Source organism: Brevibacterium sp. UBA7493 (genome assembly GCF_002479565.1).
Lineage (GTDB): Bacteria > Actinomycetota > Actinomycetes > Actinomycetales > Brevibacteriaceae > Brevibacterium > Brevibacterium luteolum.
In genome coordinates, this window is the sequence record NZ_DLOD01000013.1 from 31,609 (window position 1) to 55,618 (window position 24,010).

Annotated in this window: 23 protein-coding genes and 3 pseudogenes; 18 read left to right on the forward strand and 8 right to left on the reverse strand. The window is 67.5% G+C overall.

Annotated elements, in window-relative coordinates; translation table 11 throughout:
* Together B4E96_RS07955 and B4E96_RS13325 are read right to left on the reverse strand one after the other, a co-directional pair.
* On the reverse strand, window positions 1–291 hold a 291-nt coding region (locus B4E96_RS07955; protein ID WP_286957091.1), incomplete at its 3' end, for an alcohol dehydrogenase catalytic domain-containing protein.
* A 674-nt stretch (window positions 292–965) separates the two neighbouring features.
* Window positions 966–1,724: a recombinase family protein gene (locus tag B4E96_RS13325; protein WP_275702903.1), complete on the reverse strand. Its 759-nt coding sequence runs from the start codon at window positions 1,722–1,724 to the stop codon at window positions 966–968.
* 202 nt (window positions 1,725–1,926) lie between these two features.
* Between B4E96_RS13325 and B4E96_RS07970 the strand changes: the two genes are divergently transcribed.
* Together B4E96_RS07970 and B4E96_RS07975 are read left to right on the forward strand one after the other, a co-directional pair.
* Window positions 1,927–2,922 carry a DNA-processing protein DprA gene (locus B4E96_RS07970; protein ID WP_144317176.1) on the forward strand — a complete coding sequence of 332 codons (996 nt, stop codon included), beginning with the start codon at window positions 1,927–1,929 and terminating at the stop codon, window positions 2,920–2,922.
* Window positions 2,923–2,979: 57 nt separating this feature from the next.
* On the forward strand, window positions 2,980–4,230 hold the full coding sequence (locus tag B4E96_RS07975; protein ID WP_144317177.1) for a helix-turn-helix domain-containing protein: 1,251 nt from the start codon (window positions 2,980–2,982) through the stop codon (window positions 4,228–4,230).
* A 48-nt stretch (window positions 4,231–4,278) separates the two neighbouring features.
* Here the strand turns inward: B4E96_RS07975 and B4E96_RS07980 are convergent, their stop codons facing one another.
* From B4E96_RS07980 to mobF, 4 genes are read right to left on the reverse strand one after another with little or no spacing between them, the layout of a single operon-like run.
* The gene (locus B4E96_RS07980; protein WP_144317178.1) at window positions 4,279–5,172 is read right to left on the reverse strand and encodes a DNA adenine methylase; all 894 of its coding nucleotides are present in this window, start codon (window positions 5,170–5,172) and stop codon (window positions 4,279–4,281) included.
* On the reverse strand, window positions 5,169–6,683 hold the full coding sequence (locus tag B4E96_RS07985) for a hypothetical protein (RefSeq protein WP_144317179.1): 1,515 nt from the start codon (window positions 6,681–6,683) through the stop codon (window positions 5,169–5,171). Before B4E96_RS07985 ends, B4E96_RS07980 begins: the two co-directional genes overlap by 4 nt.
* Window positions 6,684–6,731: 48 nt before the next feature.
* Entirely contained in the window at window positions 6,732–6,962 is a 231-nt protein-coding gene (locus B4E96_RS07990; protein WP_313420503.1) for a helix-turn-helix domain-containing protein, read from the reverse strand.
* 45 nt (window positions 6,963–7,007) lie between these two features.
* Window positions 7,008–10,559, reverse strand: coding sequence for a MobF family relaxase (gene mobF / locus B4E96_RS07995; RefSeq protein ID WP_259914337.1), 3,552 nt, complete (start codon window positions 10,557–10,559; stop codon window positions 7,008–7,010).
* 255 nt (window positions 10,560–10,814) lie between these two features.
* Between mobF and B4E96_RS08000 the strand changes: the two are divergent.
* A pseudogene (locus B4E96_RS08000) lies at window positions 10,815–11,009 on the forward strand (DNA cytosine methyltransferase); the annotation flags it as partial.
* 33 nt (window positions 11,010–11,042) lie between these two features.
* Here B4E96_RS08000 and B4E96_RS13380 read toward each other — a convergent pair.
* Both B4E96_RS13380 and B4E96_RS08010 read right to left on the reverse strand, forming a co-directional pair.
* The gene (locus tag B4E96_RS13380) at window positions 11,043–11,261 is read right to left on the reverse strand and encodes a COX15/CtaA family protein (RefSeq protein ID WP_376783098.1); all 219 of its coding nucleotides are present in this window, start codon (window positions 11,259–11,261) and stop codon (window positions 11,043–11,045) included.
* Window positions 11,254–11,622: a hypothetical protein gene (locus B4E96_RS08010; protein ID WP_144317182.1), complete on the reverse strand. Its 369-nt coding sequence runs from the start codon at window positions 11,620–11,622 to the stop codon at window positions 11,254–11,256. The genes B4E96_RS13380 and B4E96_RS08010 overlap by 8 nt, the downstream gene beginning before the upstream one ends.
* A 91-nt stretch (window positions 11,623–11,713) precedes the next feature.
* On the opposite strand from B4E96_RS08010, the gene B4E96_RS08015 reads away from it, so the two are divergent.
* The 15 genes and pseudogenes from B4E96_RS08015 to B4E96_RS08080 all read left to right on the forward strand — a co-directional run.
* Window positions 11,714–12,283 (forward strand): TetR/AcrR family transcriptional regulator, encoded by a 570-nt coding sequence (locus tag B4E96_RS08015; protein ID WP_259804121.1) that lies wholly within the window; start codon window positions 11,714–11,716, stop codon window positions 12,281–12,283.
* Window positions 12,284–12,356: 73 nt separating this feature from the next.
* Window positions 12,357–13,880: an MFS transporter gene (locus tag B4E96_RS08020; protein ID WP_144317184.1), complete on the forward strand. Its 1,524-nt coding sequence runs from the start codon at window positions 12,357–12,359 to the stop codon at window positions 13,878–13,880.
* Between the two features lie 209 nt (window positions 13,881–14,089).
* Window positions 14,090–14,353 (forward strand): annotated as a pseudogene (locus B4E96_RS13385) (DUF3817 domain-containing protein); the annotation flags it as partial.
* Window positions 14,354–14,743: 390 nt separating this feature from the next.
* Complete coding sequence (locus tag B4E96_RS08025) at window positions 14,744–15,442, forward strand: AraC family transcriptional regulator (RefSeq protein WP_259801350.1); 699 nt, start codon at window positions 14,744–14,746, stop codon at window positions 15,440–15,442.
* Window positions 15,443–15,685: 243 nt separating this feature from the next.
* Complete coding sequence (locus B4E96_RS08030; protein ID WP_286957098.1) at window positions 15,686–16,771, forward strand: ArdC-like ssDNA-binding domain-containing protein; 1,086 nt, start codon at window positions 15,686–15,688, stop codon at window positions 16,769–16,771.
* Window positions 16,771–17,667: a bifunctional DNA primase/polymerase gene (locus tag B4E96_RS08035; protein WP_144317188.1), complete on the forward strand. Its 897-nt coding sequence runs from the start codon at window positions 16,771–16,773 to the stop codon at window positions 17,665–17,667. Before B4E96_RS08030 ends, B4E96_RS08035 begins: the two co-directional genes overlap by 1 nt.
* Entirely contained in the window at window positions 17,664–18,341 is a 678-nt protein-coding gene (locus B4E96_RS08040; RefSeq protein WP_186366106.1) for a DUF2637 domain-containing protein, read from the forward strand. Before B4E96_RS08035 ends, B4E96_RS08040 begins: the two co-directional genes overlap by 4 nt.
* On the forward strand, window positions 18,338–18,778 hold the full coding sequence (locus B4E96_RS08045) for a hypothetical protein (RefSeq protein ID WP_144317189.1): 441 nt from the start codon (window positions 18,338–18,340) through the stop codon (window positions 18,776–18,778). The genes B4E96_RS08040 and B4E96_RS08045 overlap by 4 nt, the downstream gene beginning before the upstream one ends.
* Before the next feature lie 80 nt (window positions 18,779–18,858).
* Window positions 18,859–19,722, forward strand: a complete 864-nt coding sequence (locus tag B4E96_RS08050) for a hypothetical protein (RefSeq protein WP_144317190.1) — start codon at window positions 18,859–18,861, stop codon at window positions 19,720–19,722.
* The gene (locus B4E96_RS08055) at window positions 19,719–20,798 is read left to right on the forward strand and encodes a ParB N-terminal domain-containing protein (protein WP_144317191.1); all 1,080 of its coding nucleotides are present in this window, start codon (window positions 19,719–19,721) and stop codon (window positions 20,796–20,798) included. Before B4E96_RS08050 ends, B4E96_RS08055 begins: the two co-directional genes overlap by 4 nt.
* Window positions 20,799–20,877: 79 nt before the next feature.
* The gene (locus B4E96_RS08060) at window positions 20,878–21,576 is read left to right on the forward strand and encodes a hypothetical protein (protein ID WP_144317192.1); all 699 of its coding nucleotides are present in this window, start codon (window positions 20,878–20,880) and stop codon (window positions 21,574–21,576) included.
* A 12-nt stretch (window positions 21,577–21,588) separates the two neighbouring features.
* Window positions 21,589–23,211 carry a peptidoglycan DD-metalloendopeptidase family protein gene (locus B4E96_RS08065; protein WP_211346236.1) on the forward strand — a complete coding sequence of 541 codons (1,623 nt, stop codon included), beginning with the start codon at window positions 21,589–21,591 and terminating at the stop codon, window positions 23,209–23,211.
* Between the two features lie 2 nt (window positions 23,212–23,213).
* Window positions 23,214–23,480, forward strand: a complete 267-nt coding sequence (locus B4E96_RS08070) for a DUF6112 family protein (RefSeq protein WP_144317194.1) — start codon at window positions 23,214–23,216, stop codon at window positions 23,478–23,480.
* A 78-nt stretch (window positions 23,481–23,558) separates the two neighbouring features.
* The gene (locus tag B4E96_RS08075; RefSeq protein WP_062764860.1) at window positions 23,559–23,828 is read left to right on the forward strand and encodes a DUF6112 family protein; all 270 of its coding nucleotides are present in this window, start codon (window positions 23,559–23,561) and stop codon (window positions 23,826–23,828) included.
* A 40-nt stretch (window positions 23,829–23,868) separates the two neighbouring features.
* Window positions 23,869–24,010 (forward strand): annotated as a pseudogene (locus B4E96_RS08080) (conjugal transfer protein TrbL); the annotation flags it as partial.

The window sequence follows — 24,010 nt, forward strand, 5'->3', positions numbered from 1 at the left end:
GCGCTCGCAGTTCTTGCAGAAACCGCACGAGATATTGAACGGCAGCACGACCCGGTCGCCCACCTTGACCTTCTCGACTCCCTGGCCGACCTCCACCACCTCTCCCATGTTCTCGTGACCGAACGTCCGGCCTTGCTCGAAGGAGGTCCGGCCCTCGTACATGTGCAGGTCCGAGCCGCAGATGTTGGTTGTTGTCACCTTGACCAGCACATCTGTGGGCCGCTCGATCTTGGCGTCCGGAACATCCGTGACCGCGACATCTCTGGGTCCCTGATAGACGACAGCCTTCATGGCGAGTCTCCAATCCTTGTGTGGTGACCTTCAGAACTGATTTGTCCTGGGTCTCGTTCCGACACTACAGCTGAAGTAGCGCACTGACTACAGATGAATTATCGCAATGTCTGGCGTGAACCGTCTTCGACCACCATCTCGGAATGAAACCCAGGACAATTCACGGTGCTGATTTGAGCGGCTGAACAGGCGTTCTGTGCTGGTATTTTTGGTGCACCTCCGTAGAGAGTTTGAGAACCCTGGCCCGGCCCTGAAAACCGTGGCTTCTCGCCTGTCTCGGGGTGCCTACGAGCGTAGCGAACGGCCATCCGAACCCTCGGTGACCGACTCGCGGGGTCGTGTGGTGCGGTCAGTTGGGAAGACTCAAACCTCTCTGAGCGCCGCCGAGGTTGATGAGCTGGTGGCGCTGTACGAGCAGGGCATGACGCTAGCGCAGCTCGGTGAGCGGTTCGGCGTCTACCACCGAACGGTGGCCGCGCACCTCGTCCGCCGTTCCGTCCCGATGCGCGTGCGAGGGCTGGCTGAGGAGCACACGTGCGAGGCTGTGAGGCTCTACGAGGGCGGGATGACCTTGATGGAGGTTGGTCTGCATTTCGGGGTGAGTCAGGGGGCAGTGAAGAGGGCGGTGGCCGCAGCAGGTGCGACCGTCCGCCCTCGGGGACGTCGGGTGGCGGTTACAGAGTGAAGTCCTCCTCGGAGTGCTTGGCCTCGTACTCGGCGATCGCCAGCATGATGCCGAGCTCGGGAGTCGCGGGAAGGCTCACGCGGCCTTGCCCGACGACGTAGAGGGGCACGTCGGCCTCGTCCAGCGCCTCGATGATGCGGGCGAACTCGGTAGACGGTCGGCTGAGTCGGTAGAGGTCCGCGACGATGAGCGCCGATGCCTGCCCGTCGCGGATGGTGGCGAGGGCCTGGTCGAGCGCGGGTCGTGTCCGGCCGTTGTCGTGGAACTCGCCGCTGACCTCGTAGCCGAGCTCGGCGGCCAGGCATTGGCAGGCGGCCCGCTGGTGAGCGTGGGTTGCCCAGTTCGGGCGTGCGCTGCGGGTGTAGATCACGGCGCCCATCACGCCACACTCGCCATCGGGTACTTGAGGGACTGTGCCTCGTTCATGCGGCGGGCGGCGACGCTCGACGGCCTCCTGGACGCGGGCGCGGACGAGCAAGATGACACTGACCAGGCCCATGATGAGGAACTTGAGCGCATTCCAGCAGAACAGGAGCACGAGGAGGTTCAGCCAGCCCGGGCCGCCGCCCTCGATCAGCGTGATGCAGTAGTTCGCTGCGAGGAAGTACGGGACCGCGAGGAGCATCGCGAGGATGCCCCACTTCAGGCCGCGGCGGGTGCGGATCGCGTCGAGCGCGATGTTGGTGGGCATGTAACGCCGCAGGTAGTAGCGGGCGTGGGCGCTGAGCGCCCAGAGCAGTCGGATCATGGCGTTTCCTCTCGTGGCACGGTCAGGTGACGAGACAGTGCGTAGAGAGTGGCCCGAGGGCCTGTCCGCGAGGGACGCCACATCAAGGAGGAATCTGCCTCCCCTCCAGAGTACGACGCTCCGGCGACATTCGTAAGAGGTGCGCCCGGGGATTCGGGCGGCGCTCGCGCACCTGTCTGGCACACACGGATGGGAGCCGGGCATGGTCACGATCACTTCTCTCGCCAAGGACGAACGCTCCGCACGGGTCGCCCTGGCATCGACCTTGGAGCCCGACGACGCCGTGACCGGCAGGCTCCTCGCCGCGGTCGGCGCGGTCGAGACCGTGCGCCTGGCAGCCGGTGCCGGCGCACTCCCGAAGAACGTCGATGCGGTCGAGGCCAGGCTGTGGCGCAACAAGGTCGCCCCGCGAATGGATGCCCGCACGGTCACGCAGGCACTCGCGGAGACTGACCGCCTCGGGCTGCGCATCCTCATCCCCAGCGACGATGAGTGGCCGACCGCCCTCAACGATCTGGGCAACCGCGCCCCCACCGCTCTATGGCTGCGAGGCGCTGTCTCCTACCTCACCGCGCCGCTGAACGATCGCGTCACGATCACCGGAGCCCGCGCCGCCACTAGTTACGGCGAGCACGTCACGGGCGAACTCGCCTCCAATCTGACCCATGCTGAGCGGATCATCGTGGCCGGCGGCGCCTACGGCATCGACGCCGCCGCACACCGAGCCGCACTCGCCACAGGCGGGCAGACCCTCGCCGTCATGGTCGGCGGCTTGGATCGCCTCTACCCATCCGGCAATCGTGAGCTGCTGGCACGAGTCGGAGACCTCGGCCTGCTCGCCAGTGAGATGCCGCCCGGCTCCGCGCCGACCAAGTGGCGTTTCCTCGCCCGCAATCGCATCCTCGGTGCCCTCTCCGGTGCAACCGTCGTCGTGGAGGCCGGCTATCGCTCCAGCTCCCTCAACGTCGCCGCCCGCGCTACGCAGCTCGGACGCCCGGTCGGCGCCGTGCCCGGCCCGGTAACCAGTGCCGCCAGCTCCGGCACGCACCGGCTCCTGCGCGAAGGCATCGCGTCCCTCATCACCGACGCCACAGACGTCACGGCCCTCCTCGACTCGCCCGCAGGTGGCGGCGGGCAGGCATTCGCGCGTGAGTCGGGCATCACCCCGTCCGCTCATCGGGAGGGGCGCGCGCTGTAGGCAGCCACTGGTCGGCGTCACCGCCAGTTGTCGCAGGTGATCCCTACGCTGGGGGTCATGATCTTCACCGCTCTGCATCGCGCCCTCGGGGTCGCTCCTGGACCTCTGACGGACGAACTGCTGGATGCGGCGGTGAGCAGCGGAGTCATGGAGACGACCGACCTGGACTGGAAGTCAGAGCTGCCCCCGGCGAAGGGACTACCGCAAACAGACTTCCCCAAGGACGTTGCAGCGATGGCGAACAGCGGCGGCGGCGTCATCGTGTTCGGAGTACGCGAGTCGCAGAAGGCCGCGACAGAGCGAGTCGACGTCGGAGAGTTCGATGAAGCGTACGAGCGATCCCTGCGCTCCGCAGCGATCACCGCTATCTCCCCGCCCGTCTTCGGCCTCAACGTGCACCGCCTCGGAACGGAGGGTGCCCGCGCTGTCGTCGTGGAAGTGCCGGCAAGCGTTGACGGGCCACACCTGATCTACCGCAACGACTACTTCGGCGCTCCGGTGCGCAACGACTCCGACACCGTATGGATGAAGGAACGACAGATCGAGGCGATGTACCGAGCACGCTTCGATGAACGCCGCCACGCCAGCGAAGCGCTCGACAACCTGTATGCCGAGACCGCGGGCGGCCGCGCCACGAGCGAACGCGCCTGGCTGATCGCTGTCGCCCACCCGCGCGTCCCTCGCCTCCACAACCGCCTGACGCGCGACGGAGCGCGCGACGTACTGACCAAGGCCGAAGGCCTCGCCCTGTTCTACGCCGGACGTGGAGGTGTGCACCCGCTGGAAAACGTCGACCGGCACAACCCACGACCGGGATCGCGGCGCTGGGTCGCCGTCAACACCGCAACGGGCGACAGATCACAGTGGAAGGAAGCATGGGCAAGTCTCCACCACGACGGATCAGTCACGCTCGCAGCCGCAATCGGCGGCCACCGCATGAGTAGCGACGGGTACTTCGAGGGATCGCAGGTCCAGTCGGACGCGGTCGAGTGCGGCGTCGCAGGCCTGATGGCTCTCATCCGGACGACCGCCGACGCGACGGGCAACGACGAGTACGACGTGCGCGTCGGGATCGAGTGGACCGGATCAGAGGCCCTGACGATCCTCACGGTGGATAACTTCGGCCACTCCTACGGTGGTGTCTCCACACCGTTGCACCGCTACATGCCTGTCGAGAGCACCGTGAACGCGGCGGCTGCCGACCTTGACTTCTACTGGCGTGTTCACGACCTCGCTCAGGATTGCGTCAACCAAGGCGGCGTATCAAACGTGCGGCTGATCCGTCCGCCCGAGCGCGAGGAGGCATAGTTCTTCCGCCTCCTCTGCGGTGGGCGGCCCTCGTCCCGTAGGAGCTGGCTACGTCAACGTTGTCGGCGTGAGCGGCCAGCCCTGTCCGATCTCCGGAACGGATTCAGAGAGCACGGCGACCTCAGTGGCTTTGCCGACGCGATGCGCTGAGTAGTGGAGCTCAAACTCTCGACGCCGACGCGCCGCGTAGAGCTCCGCCACCTGTGGAGCGTTGTCATAGGTAAGAATCCACGGCCTGTCTGCGACGGAGTTGAGGACCCGCGCAAGGTCTTCGTGGTCGGTTGCAGAGAAGGCGTTGAGGTACAACGAACCGGCCTTCTCGAAGTAGGGCGGGTCGGCGTAGATGAAGACATCGTCCTTGGGAGCGTACTCAGCGATGACCTCAATACCATCGCGCGACGTCGGGACGATGTTGTCTGCATAGAGCGACAGTATTCGGATACGTTCAGCAAGGCCGTCCCGGTTGAAGCGGGCGTCGATCTTGTAATTACCCGTTTGGTCTAGCCCGCCGATCGGGCCGCCGTTGAGCACCCCGGACCTGTTCGTGCGATTGAGATAGAAGGTGGCAAATCCGAGCTGTGACAGATCGCTGGTGTCGGCGGCAACATAGATTTCGCGCTGCCGCCGCCACTCGGTGACGTCAAGCTTGGCCTTGTGGATTCGCTCGATCAGCCATCCGGGCTCGGACTGAACCGTAGTCCAGAATGCGTGGATAGCCGGGTCGAGGTCGTTGATGACGACGCGCTCGACTTGCCCCGTTACCAGGAGACTGAGACCGGCGCCGACTCCGCCCGCATACGGCTCGACGTAGGTGCAGCCTGCGAGGTCCATATCGCGGATCATCTTGCGCAGGCGCGAGTACAAGGCAGACTTTCCGCCCGGGTACCGGAGCGGTGAGATTCGCGGGCGTCGTGTGGACACCCCGATGGCGCTCGTGCTCATGGCTTCATCACGTATCTCATGATCGAGTCGATGGAGGCCCACATTGAGAACGTTTGGTCGGGATCGACTAGGAAGTGGTGGTTGTGGTTGATCGCATTGAGCGAGTCGCCTGAGTTCGTGTACGTAACGAGCTTCCCTGTCCTGACGCCCTCGATGACCTGGATCAGGTGCTTCGGGCCGTTCGCCTTGACGTGTTCCAAGAGCCAGTTCAGGGCGTGGCCAAGTTGGACACGGCCGTTCTGGTTGTTCCCGGAGCCCTTGATGTCGATCGACTTTGCCTCCGCATACGCCTTGATCGACTTTTCCAGTACGGCCCGGATCATTAGGAAGGTGGCGTTAGGGAACTTTTGCACGTCGACCTCAGACAGTTCGCCGAGCAGCAGTTTCAACCCTTCGGGGTAACTCGCGGGAGCCTTGATCTGCCCGAGGTCGAGGTTCCTGAGCTTCTTCTTGGCTGGACGCTTCCTCGGAGGCTTCGGCTCCGCGGTGCCAGGCGCAGCGCTCGGAGGTTCTCCGAGACCAGGTGCCCCCGTGGGCGGAGTCGGCTTAGCGCCGGGGCCACCGGGCGGTGGGTTGTTCCCTCCGTCGGGAGTCGTCCCTGTAGTTGGGGTTGTGGGGTTAGGCGGAGCTGCTTCTCCCGCGTCAGCAACGATCTGACGCAGTTCCTTCATCAGCTGCGTGTAGCGAGGACTTGAGACCGAGTTCAGGCTGCGCGTGTTGATGTTCTCGTCGTACATCCCGCGAACGATTGCCGTAGCAACATCTTTGAAGACTTCGTCCGAGAGCGTCTTCGTGACGTTGCCGTCTGAATCCATCGTAAGCCCCGTCAGGTCAAGGAACTCTTTCGACTCGTAGATGCGCGCCAGCGTCGATAGGCCCCTGGCCCACTTCTTTGTTGCAAGGAAGTCTTGAAGCTCGGCCTCGTCGTAATGCACGGACTTGAAGAGATTGATGATGTGCGCTCGAAAGACGAATTTGCGAACGTCGATCGTGGGATACCTAGTCAGAAGTTCACGGAGCTTCCTCCCCGCGTCGATCTGCGCCTGGAAGAACGCCGCCTGCCTGCTGGGACTCCAGGCCCGCCGCAGGTTCCCGGTGTGGATAGCCGCGATCAACTGATCCGCTTCGGTCTGGTTCGGTGCAACCATGACCCGGACCTTCGCGAGCGCAGAGCGGTCTGGCAGAAGGGCCGCCAGCGACGCGACTCGCGCCTGATAGTCGGGGACCAACATCGGGTTCTGGATGGCTTTGAGTGCAGCGAGCCTGCGGTTCCCCTCAACCATCACATACTTACCGCGTCGCTTTAGGACGACCGGCGTCTCGTGTGTCAGATAGCCGACCTTGCAGATGCCCTCGACAAGCGCTAACGCATCTTCGTTGACGAACAGGTCTTCAATGATGTCGGCCTCGACCTTCGCGTCGGCCACTTCAAGGCGAACGTTTTTTGGATCGAGTTGGATTTCTTTCAGGACGTCAAGCTCAACTTCGGGCCAGTTCGAAGTATCTAGCATTTGTCACCGCCTAGGACACTGTTCATCTCGGACAGTGCCGTCACGACCTCACTCATTGTGCTCTGCTCCTGCCTGCGGCAGTGAACCGCGGACGTACGCAAGGACATCGCTCCTCACGAAGCGCCAAGCGCGTCCCACCTTCTCTCCGGGCAGCGACCCCGCGCGGGCGAGTGAGAGCACTGTCTTGGTGGAGACACGCAAGAGCGCTGCCGCTTCATCAGCGGTCAGAACCTCGTTATCTTCCGGCATCTTCTCGTAGCCTCCTTGTACGGGACACATCTTCACGCTACCAGGTCGCGGGCTTCGTAGGTTGGCGTTCAGGCGCTACAAGGAGCGTCGGACCGGCCTAGTAGTAGCAGGCGATTGACGTGCGCTGTTCGGTTCTCTTTCGAGCGAGCGGGTTCGGTCAAGCGCAGCACGGGCGCGGGCGACGTCGATCTTCTGCGTCTCGGCTTCGGCGGGTGCTCCGAGGGGTGCGGGTCCGGTGATGCCGTAGCGGTCGCGGTAGGCGGCGATGGTGCGCGCGGCGTTCCGCCATGCCTGGGCCGCTCGTGCAGTCTTGGGTGGGGTTCCGAGTTTCGTGATCCACTCGTGTTTCTCGGTGAGTGCGGTGTCGAGGAGAGCATCGGCCCGGGCTTCGATGAGGTCGCGTCGCTCGGTCAGCGCTTGCCGCATCTCGGATGGCATGATGCCGGTGGCTTCGGGGATGAGGCCCACGATGAGACGTGGTGTTCTGCGTGCACGCCCGGCTCCCGCTGGCCTGGCGGTCGCGCGGGCAAGACGGTAGTGCAGGACCGCGGCGATGTCGTCGGCGTCCCCGAACCCGCGTGCTCGCACGAGGCGCGGCAGCAGGGTCTCGACGTCGTGCTGGTTGGCCTCGGCCCGACGGAGCTCGGCAGTCAGCGCTCCGAATGCGGGTGAGGCGATCGCGTCCTCGGCGTCGTCGTCGCTGAGCCCAGACGAGCGGACGAGCGCGGCCCAGCGGTCGTGTTGGGCGGCGGCGGCCAGGGTCTCGTACTCGGCGGTAAGCTGCGCGATCGAGGCCCAGGTGTCCTGCTCCGCAGTGATCGTCTCGTGCGCCGACAGCTCGGCACCGACGTGCTGCAGCACCCCGAACAACACGGACCGGGCTGTCGCCTCGGTGTTGTCGCCGGGGCGAGGGCCGTCGTGGGCGGGGTCGGGCTTGTCGACGGCGACGTAGGCGATGTTCTGCTCGCGCCCCCTCGTCATGGCGACATAGAACGTCTCTCTGGTCATCGACGCATCCGCCAGGACGTGCGAGGAGTCCACGGTGATGCCCTGCGCCCGGTATGACGTCACGGCGTAACCGAGATCGAGGTGTTCGGCCGCGTACTCGGCCGGGACCACGACCGAGGCGCCCCACGTGCGCCCTGCGCGGCGGAGGGTGAGAGCGCCGTCGTCACGGACCTCGGTGACCGTCCACCTATCGCCGTTGCGGACCCAGGACCGTCCCGCGCGGAGGCGGCGGTCGTTGCGGCGAGTGATGACCGTATCCCCGACCGCAGCCCTCATTCCGTCGTGCAGTTCGACCTCACGGCGGGCGTTCACGGTGCCGTCGAGGATCAGATCAGCGCGTGCCCGGTTGTTGAGCGCCTGGACGGACTCGTTCGAGGCGGTCACGAGCACACTGGCTCGCCCGGCGAGTGTGTCGTTGCGCCAGGCGGTGTAGGCGACGTCGATCATCTCCTCCGTCTCACCACCTCGGATGCGACCGTGTTCGGTGTAGGTGTCGATGACATCGGTGCGCCCATGCCGCAGCGCGAGGGACGCGGTCTTCTCCCACGGGTGGACGAACCGGTGCACGTCGACCAGCTCCGGGGCGTCGTCACGGTCGTGGACGAGGAGGGAGAACGCGCCACCGGCGGTGACGGACTGAAGCTGGGCGTGGTCCCCGACCAGCAGCACCTTCGCCCCGGCCTCCGCCGCCAAGGCGGTGATGCGGTCAAGGGAGAGCGTGCCCGCCAGCGATGCCTCGTCGACGATGACGAGCTGACCCTTGCGGAACGTCTCGCCGGCGCGGTCGTGAGTGTCGAGCCACTTGGCCGTGTTCTCGGTCTGGATGCCGAGGTCATCGGCCAGGACCTGCGCGGCGACCGCGGACGGCGCAAGCCCGACCACGCTGCCACGTCCGTGCTCGCGTTCCCACGCCCGCCGCAACGCTGACATCGCGGTGGTCTTCCCCGCCCCAGCAGGGCCGACCAGCACATCGACCACCCGGCCCGAGAGCGCGATCTTCGTCAGTGCGGCCGCCTGGTCGTCACCGAGCATCCGGCCCTTGCTGTCGGGCCGCTTCGTAACCCGTTCGACGGTGGTCAGCGGCACGGTCGGTGCGGTGGTGGTGTGGGCGCGTTCGAGGAGGCGGTCTTCGGCGGCCAGCAGCTCCTCGGAGGAGAACAGCGCGGAGTGCTTCGGCCGGAACACGCTCGTGCCGTCCGGTCGGCGGAACGCGGCCGGGCTGGATGCGAGCTCGGGCGGGGTCAGGCGCAGCGAAGCGGCTTCGGCGGCGTCTACGACCAGGCCGACGATAGCTTCGCGATCCTCTGTCGACGCGAACCGGTAGGCCATCGTCTGCCGCGCGGCCTCGGCAGTGAGGTTCCAGCGATGCCAGGTGGATCGCTTCTCACCGACCGCAGCCACAACGTCTGCCCCGAGCGAGTCGATCACATCCAACGGCACGTCGTCCGCGCGCAGCAGCAACGGCTCCTTGTTTGCCGTCACGCCGCGCGCCCACGAGGTCGTATCCGACCCGAGCACCTGCCCGGCCCGTTCCCGCCAGGAGGCGGTGAGGTCAGCCAGCGACCGGACTTCCTTCTCCGGCCGGGTCGAGAGGGTGGCCTGGGCGCGGAGCTTCATGATCGTCGCCGGCGACGGCCGCCGCCCATGCGCGTCGACGTACTGGCCGATGAGGCGGTCGGTCTCGGCATCAATGTGCCGGGCACGGGTGGAGAACTCCTTCACCATCGCCTCGGGCACCGCGGCGATCGCCCACGCGGGGTTGCGGTCGCGGCCCATGTCGCGCGCCTCCCACGAGACGCCAAACGAGCGAGTGAGGTGGTCAGCGAACACCGCCTCGTGCAGCTCGGAGAGGGCGACCACGGCGGCGTGCATCGGCCGCCCATCCAGCGACCGCCATTTGCCATCGAGGACGGTCTGCACCTTGTTGCTGATGACGACATGCGTGTGCAGGTGCGGGTCGCCCGCCCGGCTGTCGTAGTGATCGAACGCCGTGGCGACCAGACCTGCGACGTCGACCTGTGCAACCGCGCCGTCGCGGTCGGTTGCGCCGGTGCGGGTGGCTGCAACCTCCCGCTCCATGAACGCAACCACCTCCGCAACCGCAGCGTGATGCGCGTCCGCGATCAACGCCTGCGTCCCCGCGTCCGCGACCGCCCAGAGCACGCTGGCGGACTTCGGGATCGAGAACGTGAAGTCGAACCCCGCAACCGCCCGCCGCGTCCCGCGCCCGGCCTCCTCCGTGTCGATGGCCGCGACCGCCTCCGCGCGTGACGCCGGCCCGAGTGCGGGATCAAGCGCACTGGTACGTGCCTCGATCCGCTCGGCCACGGTTCGGTATTCGGGGTACGCGCGGCCCAGCGGTTCACCGGTGATCGGGTCTCGACCCATGCCGACCAGCAGCTGGAGCTGGGCTTCGGAGACCTGATCACCCACGCTGATCCGCCCGCCGCCGAGTGTGGCGACCCCGGCACCGAGCCAGCGACCGGGCGGGGTGCCCTCGGCGTTGTAGTAGCGCGTCAACGGAGTCGAGAGCGAGCGGTCGCCGTCGCCGGCCGCGACAGTGCGCAACAGGTACTTATACCCGTCACCCGCCGACATCACGCGCATCGAAACCGTCATCCGGCCCGCCCTCTCTGCCTGCTCACGAGGTGAGCAGCGGCCCGCCGAAGGCGGGCTCAACCTCGATCTGCAAGAGGCGTGGTGGCTCTGAGGGAGGCGGAGACGAAGGCTCCGTCAGAGGCCGGGCGCGGCGCGGTCAGCGAGGCACGGGAGGCACGGGAGGCGCGGGAGGCGCGGCGAGCACCTGGCAGATAACCAGCCCGGTCAGCGCTCGCAGAGGCAGCGACCGGGGATCACCGATCTGCCGGAGTCCTCATGCCGAACGCCAGCGACGAACCGGGCGACCGCCGCCTGCGGGTCGGGTCGCTGTTCTCCGGCTACGGCGGACTCGACCTCGCTGTCGAGGAGGTGTTCGACGCCCGCACGATCTGGTTCTCCGAGATCAACGAGCCCGTCGCCCGCGTCTTCGCCCACCACTGGCCCGACGCCCCCAACCTCGGCGACATCACCACCATCGACTGGAACACTGAAACCCGGGGCGCTTCAGAGGGAGTCCTCGGTGCACAGCGGCCAGGTCGGGCAGCCCAGCCCGGATGCGGTAAGCCTGACCGCCCCGCCGGTCGCGACGATCAGGATGTTCGCGGCCAGGGAGAGCTTCGCCCACACGAGCGGTCGGGCACGGACCCATTCCCACAGCCGCGCCCGCCAACCATCGCCCCGCCCGGCGACGTGGGGCGTGTCGAGGGGGCGGGTTTCAGGCACGGCGGTAGCGGCGTGCGCGGATGAACGAGGTCACCCCGAGAACCAGGTAGACCAGCAGCGCGACGAAGGTCAGGGTGCTGGCGATGACCGCTATAGGGCGCTCTGCGGTGCCCCCGAGGAGCTCCCCGAGCTTGAGGACGTTCATGAGCGTGCCGGCCAGGCCGACGAGCGCGACTGCCAGCGCCGCATGGATCGCGTGCCGGTGCGCCGCCTCTTTCCGGGAGATGAGTCCGGCGATCACCAGCAGGATGCCGAGGGCTGCGGGGATCAGCGCGGTGAGGCTGGATGCCCCCGACGCGATGTAGGCGACTATCCCGATCACAGTCACGACTGCCCCGGTCCCGATCGTCCACTTCGTCATGCTGTCGTTCCTCTCCACACACGGTTACTGTACCATTTAGTATAGTCTAGTGGTTGGTGAGGTACGGCGTCGATACGGAGGAGGCGGCACGGTGGTGAGGCCGAGTAAGAAGTCTGCGATCGTCGAGGCGGCGATGCGGGTCGCTGAGGAGCAGGGGCTGTCTGCGGTGACGATCGACGCTGTCGCCGAGCAGGCGGGCATCACCAAGGGGGGCCTGCTGTATCACTTCCCGAGCCGGACGGCACTGCTGAGTGGGGTGTATGAGCAGTTGGCGGCCGACTGGGAGAAGGAGATGGTCTCAGCCGCCGGGAAACCCGCTTCTGAGGCGACCCGTGCTGAGCGGTTGGCGGCGTATGTGCGGGTCGCCCGGTCGATGACCCGCGCGGAACTGGTGTTCATGGCTGACGGCGCCGCGCACCGTGACCTCTTCGCACCCTGTGCGGAAGTGGCCGCGCGGTGGACGACCCCGCTCCCTCAGCCCGGCGTGGACGACAGGTATCCGCGGGAGGAGCTGCGGATGCTGACCGCACGGATGGCCGCCGACGGGCTGTGGAGCTACGAAGCCCTCACCGGGGAGCCCATCCCGCAGGCTCTGCGGGTGCAGCTCCTGGAACACATCGCCGCCTCCCTGGACACCACCAGCACGGACTCTGCGCGATGAACACAAGAATCTATGGCAACCGGCCGGGCGCAATGATCGAAAGAACTCCTGACACAAGAAGGCATCCCCGCACATGAACACTGTGAACACTCAAGCGTCATCGCTGTCATCGCGGCGGTGGGTGCTGCTGGTGACTGTCGCGTTCGGCCTGTTGCTGATCACGCTCGACAACTCGATCCTCTACACCGCCCTGCCCACCCTGACGGTGGACCTGGGCGCGTCGGCCTCCCAAGGCCTGTGGATCATCAACGCCTACCCGCTGGTGATGGCGGGCCTGCTGCTGGGGTCGGGAACCTTGGGTGACCGGTTCGGGCATCGCCGTCTCTTCCTGGTCGGTCTCACGCTCTTCGGGGCGGCGTCGCTGGTGGCCGCGTTCTCCCCGACACCGGAGGTCCTGATCGGTGCGCGTGCGCTCCTCGCGGTGGGGGCGGCGTGCATGATGCCCGCCACTCTCGCGCTGATCCGGCTCGGGTTCGATGACGTGCGGGAGCGGAACATCGCGATCGCGATCTGGGGCAGCATCTCCGTGGTCGGCGCCGCGCTCGGACCCATCGTCGGGGGTGCACTGTTGGAGCGGTTCTGGTGGGGGTCGGTGTTCCTCATCAACATCCCCGTCGTGATCGCAGCCCTCATCCTCACCCCGCTCGTCGTCCCTGCAGGAACCCGGGACCGGGCGAAGAAGTGGGATGCGATCTCCTCCCTCTACGCCCTCCTCACCCTCACCGGCGCGGTCCTCGCGATCAAAGAAGCCGCCCACACCCCGCAGAACTGGGCGATCGTCGCAGGCGCCACGGTCGTCGCGGCCATCGGCGGTGTCCTGTTCACCAGACGCCAGCTCCGCTCGAACGATCCGCTGCTGGACTTCGGGGTGTTCCGCAACCGCGCGTTCAGCGCCGGGATCATCACCGCAGCGACCGCAATGTTCGCCATCGGCGGCATCCAACTGGTCACCACGCAACGCTTCCAACTCGTCGACGGGTTCACCCCACTCCAAGCAGGACTCCTCGTGGCCGCTGTCGCGATCGGGGCTCTGCCCACCGGGATTCTCGGCGGCGCGTTCCTGCACAGGCTCGGGCTGCGCATCATCATCAGCGGAGGCTTCACCCTCGCCACAATCGGCATGATCATCACCCTCATCGGAGTGCAGACCGCGTTCCCGGTATTCGTGGCCGGGCTCGCCGTCACCGGCGCCGGATTGGGGGCCACGATGTCAGTCGCATCGACCGCGATCGTGGGGAACGTCCCCCCACGCAAGGCCGGTATGGCAGCCTCGGTCGAGGAAGTGTCCTACGAGTTCGGCAGCCTCATCGCCGTCGCCGTCCTCGGCAGCCTCCTCTCCCTCTTCTACACCTCCCGCATCCACCTCCCCCAGGGCGCCCCTGCCGAAGCCGCCGACAGCATCGCCACCGCCCGCGACCTCGCCAGCGACCATCCGGGCCTGCTCGACGCCGCCGCTATCGCGTTCAACAGCGGCTACACGACCATCATGATCATCATCGCCGTCGTGATCGCCGCAGGCGTCATCACCACCGGGTGGCTGCTCCGACAGTACGGACCCGGCAGCACCGCCTCCGCCTACGAAGACAACACCCACTAAGCCTCGCGCTAAGAGGATCACGACCTATGGATTGTCACCACCGCAACCACGCCGCGGAGCATCAATGACACACACGCCCTCACGAAACGAACGCTTCTTCCGACTCGCCTTCCGCACCACCGCGCTCATCGAAGGCATCAGCTGGCTCGGCATGCTCACCGCCCTCGCTATCAAATACCCCCTCCACGGCAGCCCCCTACCCGTCACCATCTGGGGGGTGGGTGCACGGAATCGCATGGATCGCCTTCGTCCTCGCCTGCGTCGCCGCCGCCATCCGCTTCCGCTGGACCTGGTGGGCACTCCCCACCGGCATCATCGCCTCGATGCTCCCGTTCCTCACCGTCCCCTTCGACCTCTGGATGGAAAGAACCGGGCGACTCTCGACAGCGAACCGACCTGCCAACCACGTACAAACAACGGCTCCTCACCCCCTCACCAAGGAAGAGGCATCAAAAGACGTTTCTACGAAATGATATCAACCGCATTCAATAGAGTCTTAAGAAAGGACTCCCTGCGCTGATAGCGGCTGTTGCCATGTCACCCGCACATAGGAACAACGCGCGAGAACTGTGAGAGCAAGCGACTACCGCGATCCACATGAAGGGTCGTCTACGAGACCAGACAACCCCGGCACGAGGTTAATCAATCGCGGCGCACGGCTTCTGACGGCGATCGAAATCTCCCGCAGCGCAATGACCAGGCGAGTGATTCCTGCGGAGATAAAGATCCTGCACATTCTTGAGGGCGCAGCTGAAATCTCGACGGCACAGGGCCGGTACCTTCTCATGCCTGGCATGGCCTTGGCTCTAGGAGCTGGTGAATGGTGCCAGATGCGTCCGAGGCAATACGTCCGACTCTGGGCGGTGTACAGCGATGAACGCTTCTTGCGTGAACAGATGGCATGGTTCCTTCCCGACAAGACGCGGCTCCGCGCTGGCGTGCATCCTCACGACTGGGACGGGAGCCCACTCGTTCTGCATCCTGGTGTGTCTACCCTGCGCCGTGTCGAACCGATCTGGCGGCAGCTGAGCGTACTCGGCAACGGCACGAAGTCACCGGAGGTGGTGGCAGTACGTACCGTAGAACTGTTCGCCGGTTGGGTAGGCCTTGTGACTCCCGCGTTCCTCGCGCCGGATGCGGCCGCCAACTCAGATGGTACTGAGTTGAGCCAGGCAGGCGGGCTACTCATGTCGATCTCCTTGGCCGGACACGTGGGACGTGCAGTGCAGCTTCTGCGTGACCGCATGGCTGAGTCGTGGACGACTACGGCCCTCGCGCGTTCCGTCGCCGTCTCCCGTACTCACTTAACCCGCCTGTTCGTTGCCTGTACCGGCTTTCCACCGATGCGTTACCTCACGGAGATACGGCTGACAGAGTTCACCCGGCTCATTGATGAGACTGACTGGACTGTGGCACGTGCTGCGGGCGCAGTCGGCTGGCGCGATCCCCGGGTCGCCTCACGCTGGTTCTCCCGCCGCTACGGCATCACGCCATCGCAGTACCGCGCCAGCGGGCGTCCCGAAGGACGCCAAGCAAACCCTCCGCACTCACCGGCAGGCTGACTCGTCAACCCCCTCGACTCGCCGTATGTCGCGTACTTCTCGTCGTGTGAACCCTGAGCACTTGAAGGACTTCGACTCTACGCCGCACCGCAGGTAAACCGGATGAGACACGTCGGGTTCATCGTGGAGCCTGGCGGTCGCCACGCTCTGTTCCGTCCGTCTCGTTCCTGATCTCCCCGGCGCACCTAATGGTCGCAGGGGTCACCGGCTTGTGCCGTTGGCCTTGCCGGGAGGAGGTCACAGGTGGCGACGGACGAGGAGGCACGGGCTACGCGCGACGCGAAGCTCGAACAGCTCCATGAGCGGTTGACGGCTGCGGTCGACCTGCTTGTGTCGGGTGAGGATTGGAAGCGTGCGCTGGAGTTCGCTGCTCGGTTCCGGGCGCGCTCGTTCCGCAACACGCTGCTGATCCTCGCCCAGCATCTCGATGCTTACGAGCAGGGTCGTGTCGCGTCGCCGGAGCCGTCCTATGTCGCGGGCTATAAGCAGTGGCAGTCGCTGGGTCGGCAGGTGGAGCGGGGTCAGGCGGGGTATGTGATCTTCGCGCCGGTGACGGGTCGGTTCGCGTCGAGTAATCCGGCTGATTCTGAGTCGTGGCGGCGGCTGGGCCGGTTCGAGAAGCCGAAGCCCGGCGAGGTGGTGCGTTCCCGGATGGTCGGCGCGAAGCCCGCCTACGTCTGGGATGTGTCGCAGACCAGCGGTGATCCCGTGCCCGAGCGCCCTGCCCCGACGCTCCTGGAAGGCGAGGCGCCCGACGGGCTGTGGGCAGGGCTTGCCTCCTTGGTGGAGGCCGAAGGGTTCACGGTGACGCGCGTCGCGGATGAGCGGGAGATTCGTGGCGCGAACGGTGTCACGGACTACACGAACCGCACGGTGGCGGTGCGGTCGAACATGGACGACGCCGCGCAGGTGAAGACACTCGCGCACGAACTCGCACATGTGAAGCTCCACGGCCCCGACAACCCGGATGCGACCGGGCATCGCGGGATCGGTGAAGTCGAGGCGGAGTCGGTGGCGCTGATGATCGGTGCCGCGCACGGCATGGACACCACCGCCTACACGATCTCGTATATCTCCGGGTGGGCGGGTACGGTCAAGGACAAGGACCCGGCCGAGGTCGTGCAGGCCACCGGTGAACGCGTCCGCAAGACCGCCGGGGCGATCCTCGATGCCCTCGACACCGTCCAGGTCGGCACGGGCGACCCACCCGGCCTGACCCGTGAGTCCGCCACCCCGTCGCGAGGGGCCGGGGCGGAGCGAACAGTTCCGGCACTGGTCGAGCCAGCGCGTTCCTCGCGTGCGGCGGATGCCGTGGTGAGGGGGCTGTGATGAGCGTCGCCAGCGTCCTTGCCTCCCTCAGCGGGCTCCCGCTTCCGCAAGCCGCCGCGCGGCTCGCGGCGGCGGGGGTGCCGGTGTTCCCGTGCGTGCCGGGCGAGAAGCGTCCGCTCACCCGGCATGGGTTCCATGAGGCGAGCGTTGACCTGGCGCAGGTTGTGGCGTGGTGGCATCGCTGGCCGTCCGCGAACATCGGCGTCCCCACCGGCACCGCGTCTGGGGTCGATGTCGTGGATGTGGACCGCAAGCCGGACGGGAACGGGTTCGACGCCTTCGGTCGTGCCCGCCGGGCGGGGCTCGTGGAGGGGTGGGTGGCGGTGGTGCGCACGCCGTCCGGTGGTGCGCATTTCTACTACCCGGCCGACCCCGGCCGGTCGCAGCCGTCGTGGCAGGCGGCCGCGGCACGTGTCGACTTCCGTGGCACCGGCGGGTACGTCATCGTCCCTCCCTCCGCCGTCATGACCGTCCACGGCCCGGCCGGGTACTCGCTCACCGCGCACGGTAACCGGGAGCCGCGCCCGGTGGATGCGGCGGCGCTGCGGGACTTCCTCGATCCGCGTCCCGAGCCCGTCGTGCATCGGGCGCGGGGCCCTGTTCGTTCGGAGGACGCGAAGCGGCTGGCCGACTGGGTGGGCATGCGCGCGGAGGGCGAACGCAACCGTGGCCTGTTCTGGGCCTCCTGCCGCCTCGCGGAGGCGGGGTTGTCTCTGCCGGAGATGGTCGATGCGCTCGCCCCGGCGGGTGAGCGGGTCGGGTTGCCGCCGCGGGAGGTCGTCACGACGATCCGCTCCGCCTACCGCGCCACCCACGTCCAACCCGCACCATCCAGCGTGGTACGGGACGATGATCTGCGGCGCGTGCCGCGTCTTGCAGGGCAGGTGCTCTCATGAACCCGCAGGCGCCGGCACCTGTGCGGTCGCGGGGTGGCCGGGTGGCGGTGGCGACGGCGGTCGCCGGGACGGTGTTCATCGCTGCAGGTGCGTTCTGGCTCTCCTTCACCGCTCTGGCGGACCTTGCCCGCCGCTCCGGGATCGATGCGGGGCAGGCGTGGGCGTGGCCGCTGATCGTGGACGGGATCATCGTCGTCGCAACCGTTGCCGTCGTCGCGCTCGCTCGGCAGCGGTCGGCTTGGTATCCGTGGGTGCTGCTCGCTGCGGGTGCGCTGGTGTCGGTGACGGCGAACGCGATCCATGCCGTCGTCGCCGCCGATGCCGATGTGCCCGGGGTGCTGGCGGCGTCGGTGGCGGCGGTGCCGCCGCTGGTGCTGCTTGCGATCACGCACCTCACCGTCATCCTCACCCGACCGGCCTCCGAGGCCGCCAAGCCACATCTCGCCGACGAGGACGAGCCGACGCCGGAGAGCGGTCTGTCCGAGCTGCAGGCCGTTATTCCCACACCGGGGTCGGAGCAGACGCCCGCGCGGGAGGTGGCGGGGCGGTTGCGAGATGAGGAGGGCTGGTCGAACAAAGCGATCGCCCGGCACCTCGGCGTGCACCCCTCCACCGTGGGCCGCTGGTTCGCACGCCCCGAACTCACCACCCGTGACGAACAGGAGACGCCATGAACGACGACCAGCACACGTACGTCGAGCCCACCGCTACGGCGCTGCACGAGCGAGACCATGACCGTGCTGAGGAGACGCCGCGTGAAAGCGAGGCGTCGGCGCTGGCCCGGCACCGCGACCCGTCACTGGCCAAAGACTCGACGGCGAAGGACGCGGCGACGAGAGCGCGTGCTGGTGTGGAGTGGGTGCGTCCGACTGATCTGATGGCGTCGCGTTCGGCGCGGATAGTGGGGCGGGGTATCGATTTTCAGGCCGAGCTCGCCCGCCGCGCCCGCCGGGTACCTGGTCAGGCGTATCGGGCGACCCGTGACGGGGCACGGTCGGGTGCGCGGTTCGTGAGCGAGCGGGCACGGAAGCTGCCGCCGGTGACCGCGTTCGGTCGTGGTGGCGGGGAGCGGTTCTCATGGGTGTCGCGCTCCGGGATCGGGCTCGGGTAACCGCCATGCACGCCCCCAGCCAACGTCTGAGCGCGCCTGCTGGGGAGCGTGTGCGCACCTGCCTGTCAGGAGGTGCTCCCATGCAGACTGCATCAGACCGTGACAGGCGGAATCGTTTCGAGGACTCCGAGGCGCTGCGCGCCCTGCTGAATCGGCTCCATCAGGCGGGGCGTGGGGCGTGGCAGCGTGACCCGGAGGCGGCGGCGCTGATGGAGCACGCCGCGAACAAGTACGCCGCTCTCGCCCGCAAGCACGGCCTCGACCCGTGGGAGGCGGCTTCGGCGGCGTTCGAGGCGATGCGGGGAACTGCGACGCGGCGGGCGGATGACCCGTGGGCGGTGGTGACGCGGGCGGTGCAGGTGACCTGCACCGCCGAGGAACGCGGCAACGGACTGCTGTGCTCCGTGCATCAGGCCCGTCGCCCGAAGTATTCGGTGTTCCACGACGCCGAACGATTCAGCGACCGCGAGAACCCCCTGCCCGACTACCACCCCGCGTTCTGCTTCGACCCCTTCACCGACCCCGACGAGGACCCGGACGATGAGCGTCCGGTGCGGGAGCGGGCGATGAACGTCACCGCCGCCGTCGAGGACACGATCGCGTTCCTCTCGTGGGTCGGCTGGGAACCCTCGACAGCCCGGGCTGCGGTCGAGTACATCACCACCAGGTTGGCGGGGTCGCCGTCGCGGGCGTCGGCGTTCGAGGTGCTGCGCCGTGACCGGCAGGCCCGCGCCCTCCTGGACCTGCCGGGTGCGTCGTGGACGGCGCTGCTGCGGATCGTGCTCGGCACCCCCGACCCGACCCTCGCGCATACGAACGCTGGGCGCGGGTTGCTCGTGCGGCTCCTGATCGGCCAACCCCTGCGCGCACTCCTCACCGACGACGACCTCGTGATCACTGCCGGGCTCGCCGCCCCGCGCCTGGCAGGGGGCGAGGAGTCATGAGCACGGTGCCGGCGGGCCACATCGAGCTGGAGCGCGCGGTCGACTCCATCATCGTCGGCCGCCGGCACCGGCAAGACCACGGCGACCTTGCCCCGTTGGTGGAGTCGATCCGCCGCAACGGGCTCTTGCAGCCCATCACGATCACCCTCGACGGGCACCTGATCTGCGGCGCGCGGCGCCTCGCGGCGCTGAAACTCCTGGGCATCAAGACCGTCAACGTCTGGGTACGGTCCGGGATCTCCGACCGGCTCGGGCAACTCCTCGCCGAACAAGACGAGAACGTCCTGCACAAGCCGCTCACCCAGCTCGAAGCCGCAGCCCTCTACCGCGAACTCAAGACCCTGCTCGCCGAAGACGCCGCCCGCCGCCAGGAGGCCACCCGGTTCCAGACGACCGCAGACGACGCAGAAGACGGTGGTGCCAATTTGGCACCACCGCAGTTCGAGCAAGGCAAGGCTCGCGCTCAGGCTGCGCGGATGGTGACTGGCCGCGCGTCCTATACGACGTTGGAGCGCATCGGCCGGTTGGAGGACCTGGCCGCGGACGAGTCGCAGCCGGAACCGGTACGGGCGCGTGCGGCAGAGGAGGTCGAGCGGATCAAGGCAGGTGGGAGCGTCTATCCCTCGCACCTGCGCGTGAATGCCGAGCTGTCGCTGGCGGAGCTCAACCAGCTCGCCGCGGATCCCGCCCAGTCCGTCGAGGTGCGCGAACGAGCACGGGTCGAGGCGGATGCGGTGCGTGCGGCGGAGCAGGAGGCGAGGGCGGCGGAGTTGGAGCAGCTGGCAAAGGCCGCGCTCGCCCGCGTCAAAGCAGCCAAGGCCTCCGGGGAGAAGAAGCCAGCGCGGCCCGCGCTGACGGCGGTGAACACCGGGGAGCCGGTGCCGTTCCCGCTGACCGCGTTCCTGGCCACCTGGGACGACATGGCCGAATGGTGGACCCACTACGACCCCGCCGACGTCGGCCCAGCCCTCACCGCTGAACAGTGGGCACGGTTCGAGGAGACCATCGCCGGGACCATCGCGTTCACCGACGCCGCACGCGCGGCACGGCAAGACAGGGCCGAGCACATCGCCTGAACCGCGGGGCGGGTGCGGTGGTGCGCACCTTCCTGGCAACCACGCATCCGTTGTTGCCGTCCGGGAAGGACCCGTGCTCATGGACCCCGCCACGTCTGATGACCGTCGCCGTCGTCGCCTGCTGATCGCCGCCACCGCTGGCGGCCTCGCTCTGCTCTTGCTCGTCGGAGTCGGCATCTACGGCCTCGTCCGCGGCCCCGCCGCCCCGTCGGCCTCGACGCCGAACGAACGACCTTCCACCGCCGCGCCCGTGACACCGGCCCCGACCTCGGTCGCAGAGCTGGAGCCGCTGGACCAGCACCTTGGGCCGGAAGCGTTCGCCCAAGCGGTCGCTGAGGCGCTGTTCACCTGGGACACCACGACCGGGCACATGCCATCGGACTATGCGCAGGTGCTCGCGGATGCCGCGCACGGCAGCGAGGCCGACGCCTTCGTCGGTGACGTCCGCGCCTACATCCCGACGAACGATGCGTGGGCGCAGCTGCGCACCTACGCGACTCGGCAGTGGCTGACCCTCGACGAGGTGTTCGTCCCGGAGGCGTGGGAGACCGCCGTCGAGCAGGCAGCCCCCGGTCAGATACCTGATGGTGCGGTCGCGTACACCATCTCGGGGACACGGCACCGGGAAGGCATCTGGGGCACCGACCCCGTCGAGGCATCCCGCCCGGTCTCCTTCACTGTGTTCCTCGTCTGCACCCCGCCCAATCCCGGTCGCGGCACCGGGTCGGGGTTGTGTGAGGTGCTGCGGCTCTCACAGCTCGACAACCCTCTCCGCTGAGCCGAGGCCGTGATGAAGAAGCTCGCGCTCCTCGCCCTCACCTTGCTGCTCCTGGGGCCGTCCACGATCCTGCTGGGCGTCGCCACGCTCGGCGGAACACCTGCGACCGCCGCCGTCTGCACGCCCGGCTCGTTGGCGGTCGGCCCGATCCCGGACTCGCTGACCGCGACGACCCGCAACGGGGAGACGGTCACGCTGAACCGGCAACAGCTCACCCACGCCGCGACGATCATCACGGTCGGCGGGCAGACAGCCGGCGTCGGACGTGAAGGGGTGCTGATCGCGCTGATGGCTGCGCTGACCGAGTCGACCCTGCGGATGCTCGCCAACACGAGCGCCTATCCCGAGTCGGCGGAGTACCCCAACGACGGCGAGGGTTCGGATCACGACTCGCTCGGGCTGTTTCAGATGCGCCCGGTCAGCGGGTGGGGCACAGTCGCGGAGCTCATGGACCCCAGCTACCAGGCGAGAGCCTTCTACGGTGGCCCCACGGGCCCGAACTACCCATCGCCGCGGGGCCTGCTCGACATCGCCGGCTGGCAGCAGCTCGACCCCGGCGAAGCAGCCCAAGCCGTCGAGGTCAGCGCCTACCCGGACCGGTATCAGAACTACCAGCCGGTCGCCGAAGCGATCCTCACCGCCCTGACCCGTCCCGTGTCCTCCGGCAACGATGGCGGGGACGAGACGCCCGTCGTGCCCGAGACGACGCGCATCGTGTTCCCGCTGCCGGAGGGGACCTGGGCGCGGACGAGCCCGTTCGGATGGCGTAACGACCCGATCACCGGCGAACGCCGCTTCCACGCAGGCAGCGACTTCGCCGCCCCCGACGGCACCCCCATCTACGCCGTCGCGGACGGCATCGTCGTGCGAGCCGGATACACCGACGCAGGAGGCGGGGTCATCGTCATCGAGCACACCGTCCGGGGCGAGCGGGTCGCGTCGATGTACGTGCACATGTGGGCGCACGGCATCCATGTCGCAGAAGGCGACACCGTGACCGCCGGGCAGCGCATCGGAGACGTCGGCTCCTCGGGACACTCCACCGGCCCTCACCTGCACCTGCAAATCCACCCCGGCGGCGCAGACGCCGACCCGGTGAACTCCGACGCCTGGCTCACCGACCACGGCGCCGCTGAATCCGGCGCGAGCACGGCACCAAACGCAGGTTGCGCTCCGGGGCCGAACATCGCCGCGCCAACACCGTACACAGGTACCGATCCTGACGAGCTTCGGGACGATCCGACGAGCGGCGGCCAGATCACTGCCCGCATGGAGCACCTGCTCACACAGACCCGGGCCGCGTTTCCCGACTCCGGCTGGGCCTGCTGGTCACCGCGACCCGGCACCTCGTCGGAACACCCGCTCGGCAGAGCGTGCGATGTGACCTTCGGGAACACCATCGGAACGGCCGCGACCGGCGCCGCCCTCGACACGGGGTGGGCGATGACGAACTGGCTGCAGGCCAACGCCGCCGCCCTCGGAGTCGAGTATCTCATCTGGCAAGGCAAGATCTGGTCGCTCGCTCGCGCCGACGAGGGCTGGCGGCCCTACAACGGCGGGGGCATGCACGACCCCTCGGACATCACAGGCGGGCACTACGACCACCTGCACATCACCGTCCGAGAAGGACGATGACCATGGATGTGTTCCCCGACTTCGGCGGCGTCGGCGGCGCCGCCGACCTCCGCGCCATCGTTGGCGCGCTGCTCATGTTCGTGCTCGTCACCGCCGTGCTCATGCTCATCGTCTGCGCCATCATCTGGGCGATCGCGTCATCCAGCGGCAACTATCAGGCGGCGACCAAGGCTCGCACGGGTCTGTTCGTCGCGGTCGGCGCCGCCGCTCTCGCCGGGGCCGGCGTCGCGTGGCTCAACTTCCTGCTGGACGTCGGCACCCAACTCTGACTACCTCCGCCGCCGCTGGGATCGCGGGGTGCACCTGACGGACGAGAACCCCTTCTCGTCAATAGTCAGGAGCACCCCGTGATCGACATCGACCCCAACTCATCCGGTCTTCCCGGCATCGAGCAACTGCGCATCATCGTCGGCGCCGTCATGACCGTCGGCCTCATCCTCTCCGTCCTCGCGCTCATCGTCAGCGCGATCGTGTGGGGCTTCGGCGCCAACTCCTCCAACCCGCACCTCGCGAGCAGGGGCAAGGTCGGCGTTCTCGTGAGCTGCGGGGCGGCGATCATCTGCGGTGCCGCGGTGACGCTGATCAACTTCTTCTGGGGCGTCGGGCAGGCCGTGTGATGACCACCCGACATGACTCCCGGCCGCGGGGGTGGCTGCGGTGAGCGTCTGCGATGTCCCAGTCATCTCCTCCGTCTGCGACGCCGTGGGCGAAGGCACCGCCTCCCTGATCGCCGCCCCGTTCGACTGGCTCGCCCAAGCGATGGCCGGTGCCGCCGCGTGGCTGTTCGAGGCGGTCTGGT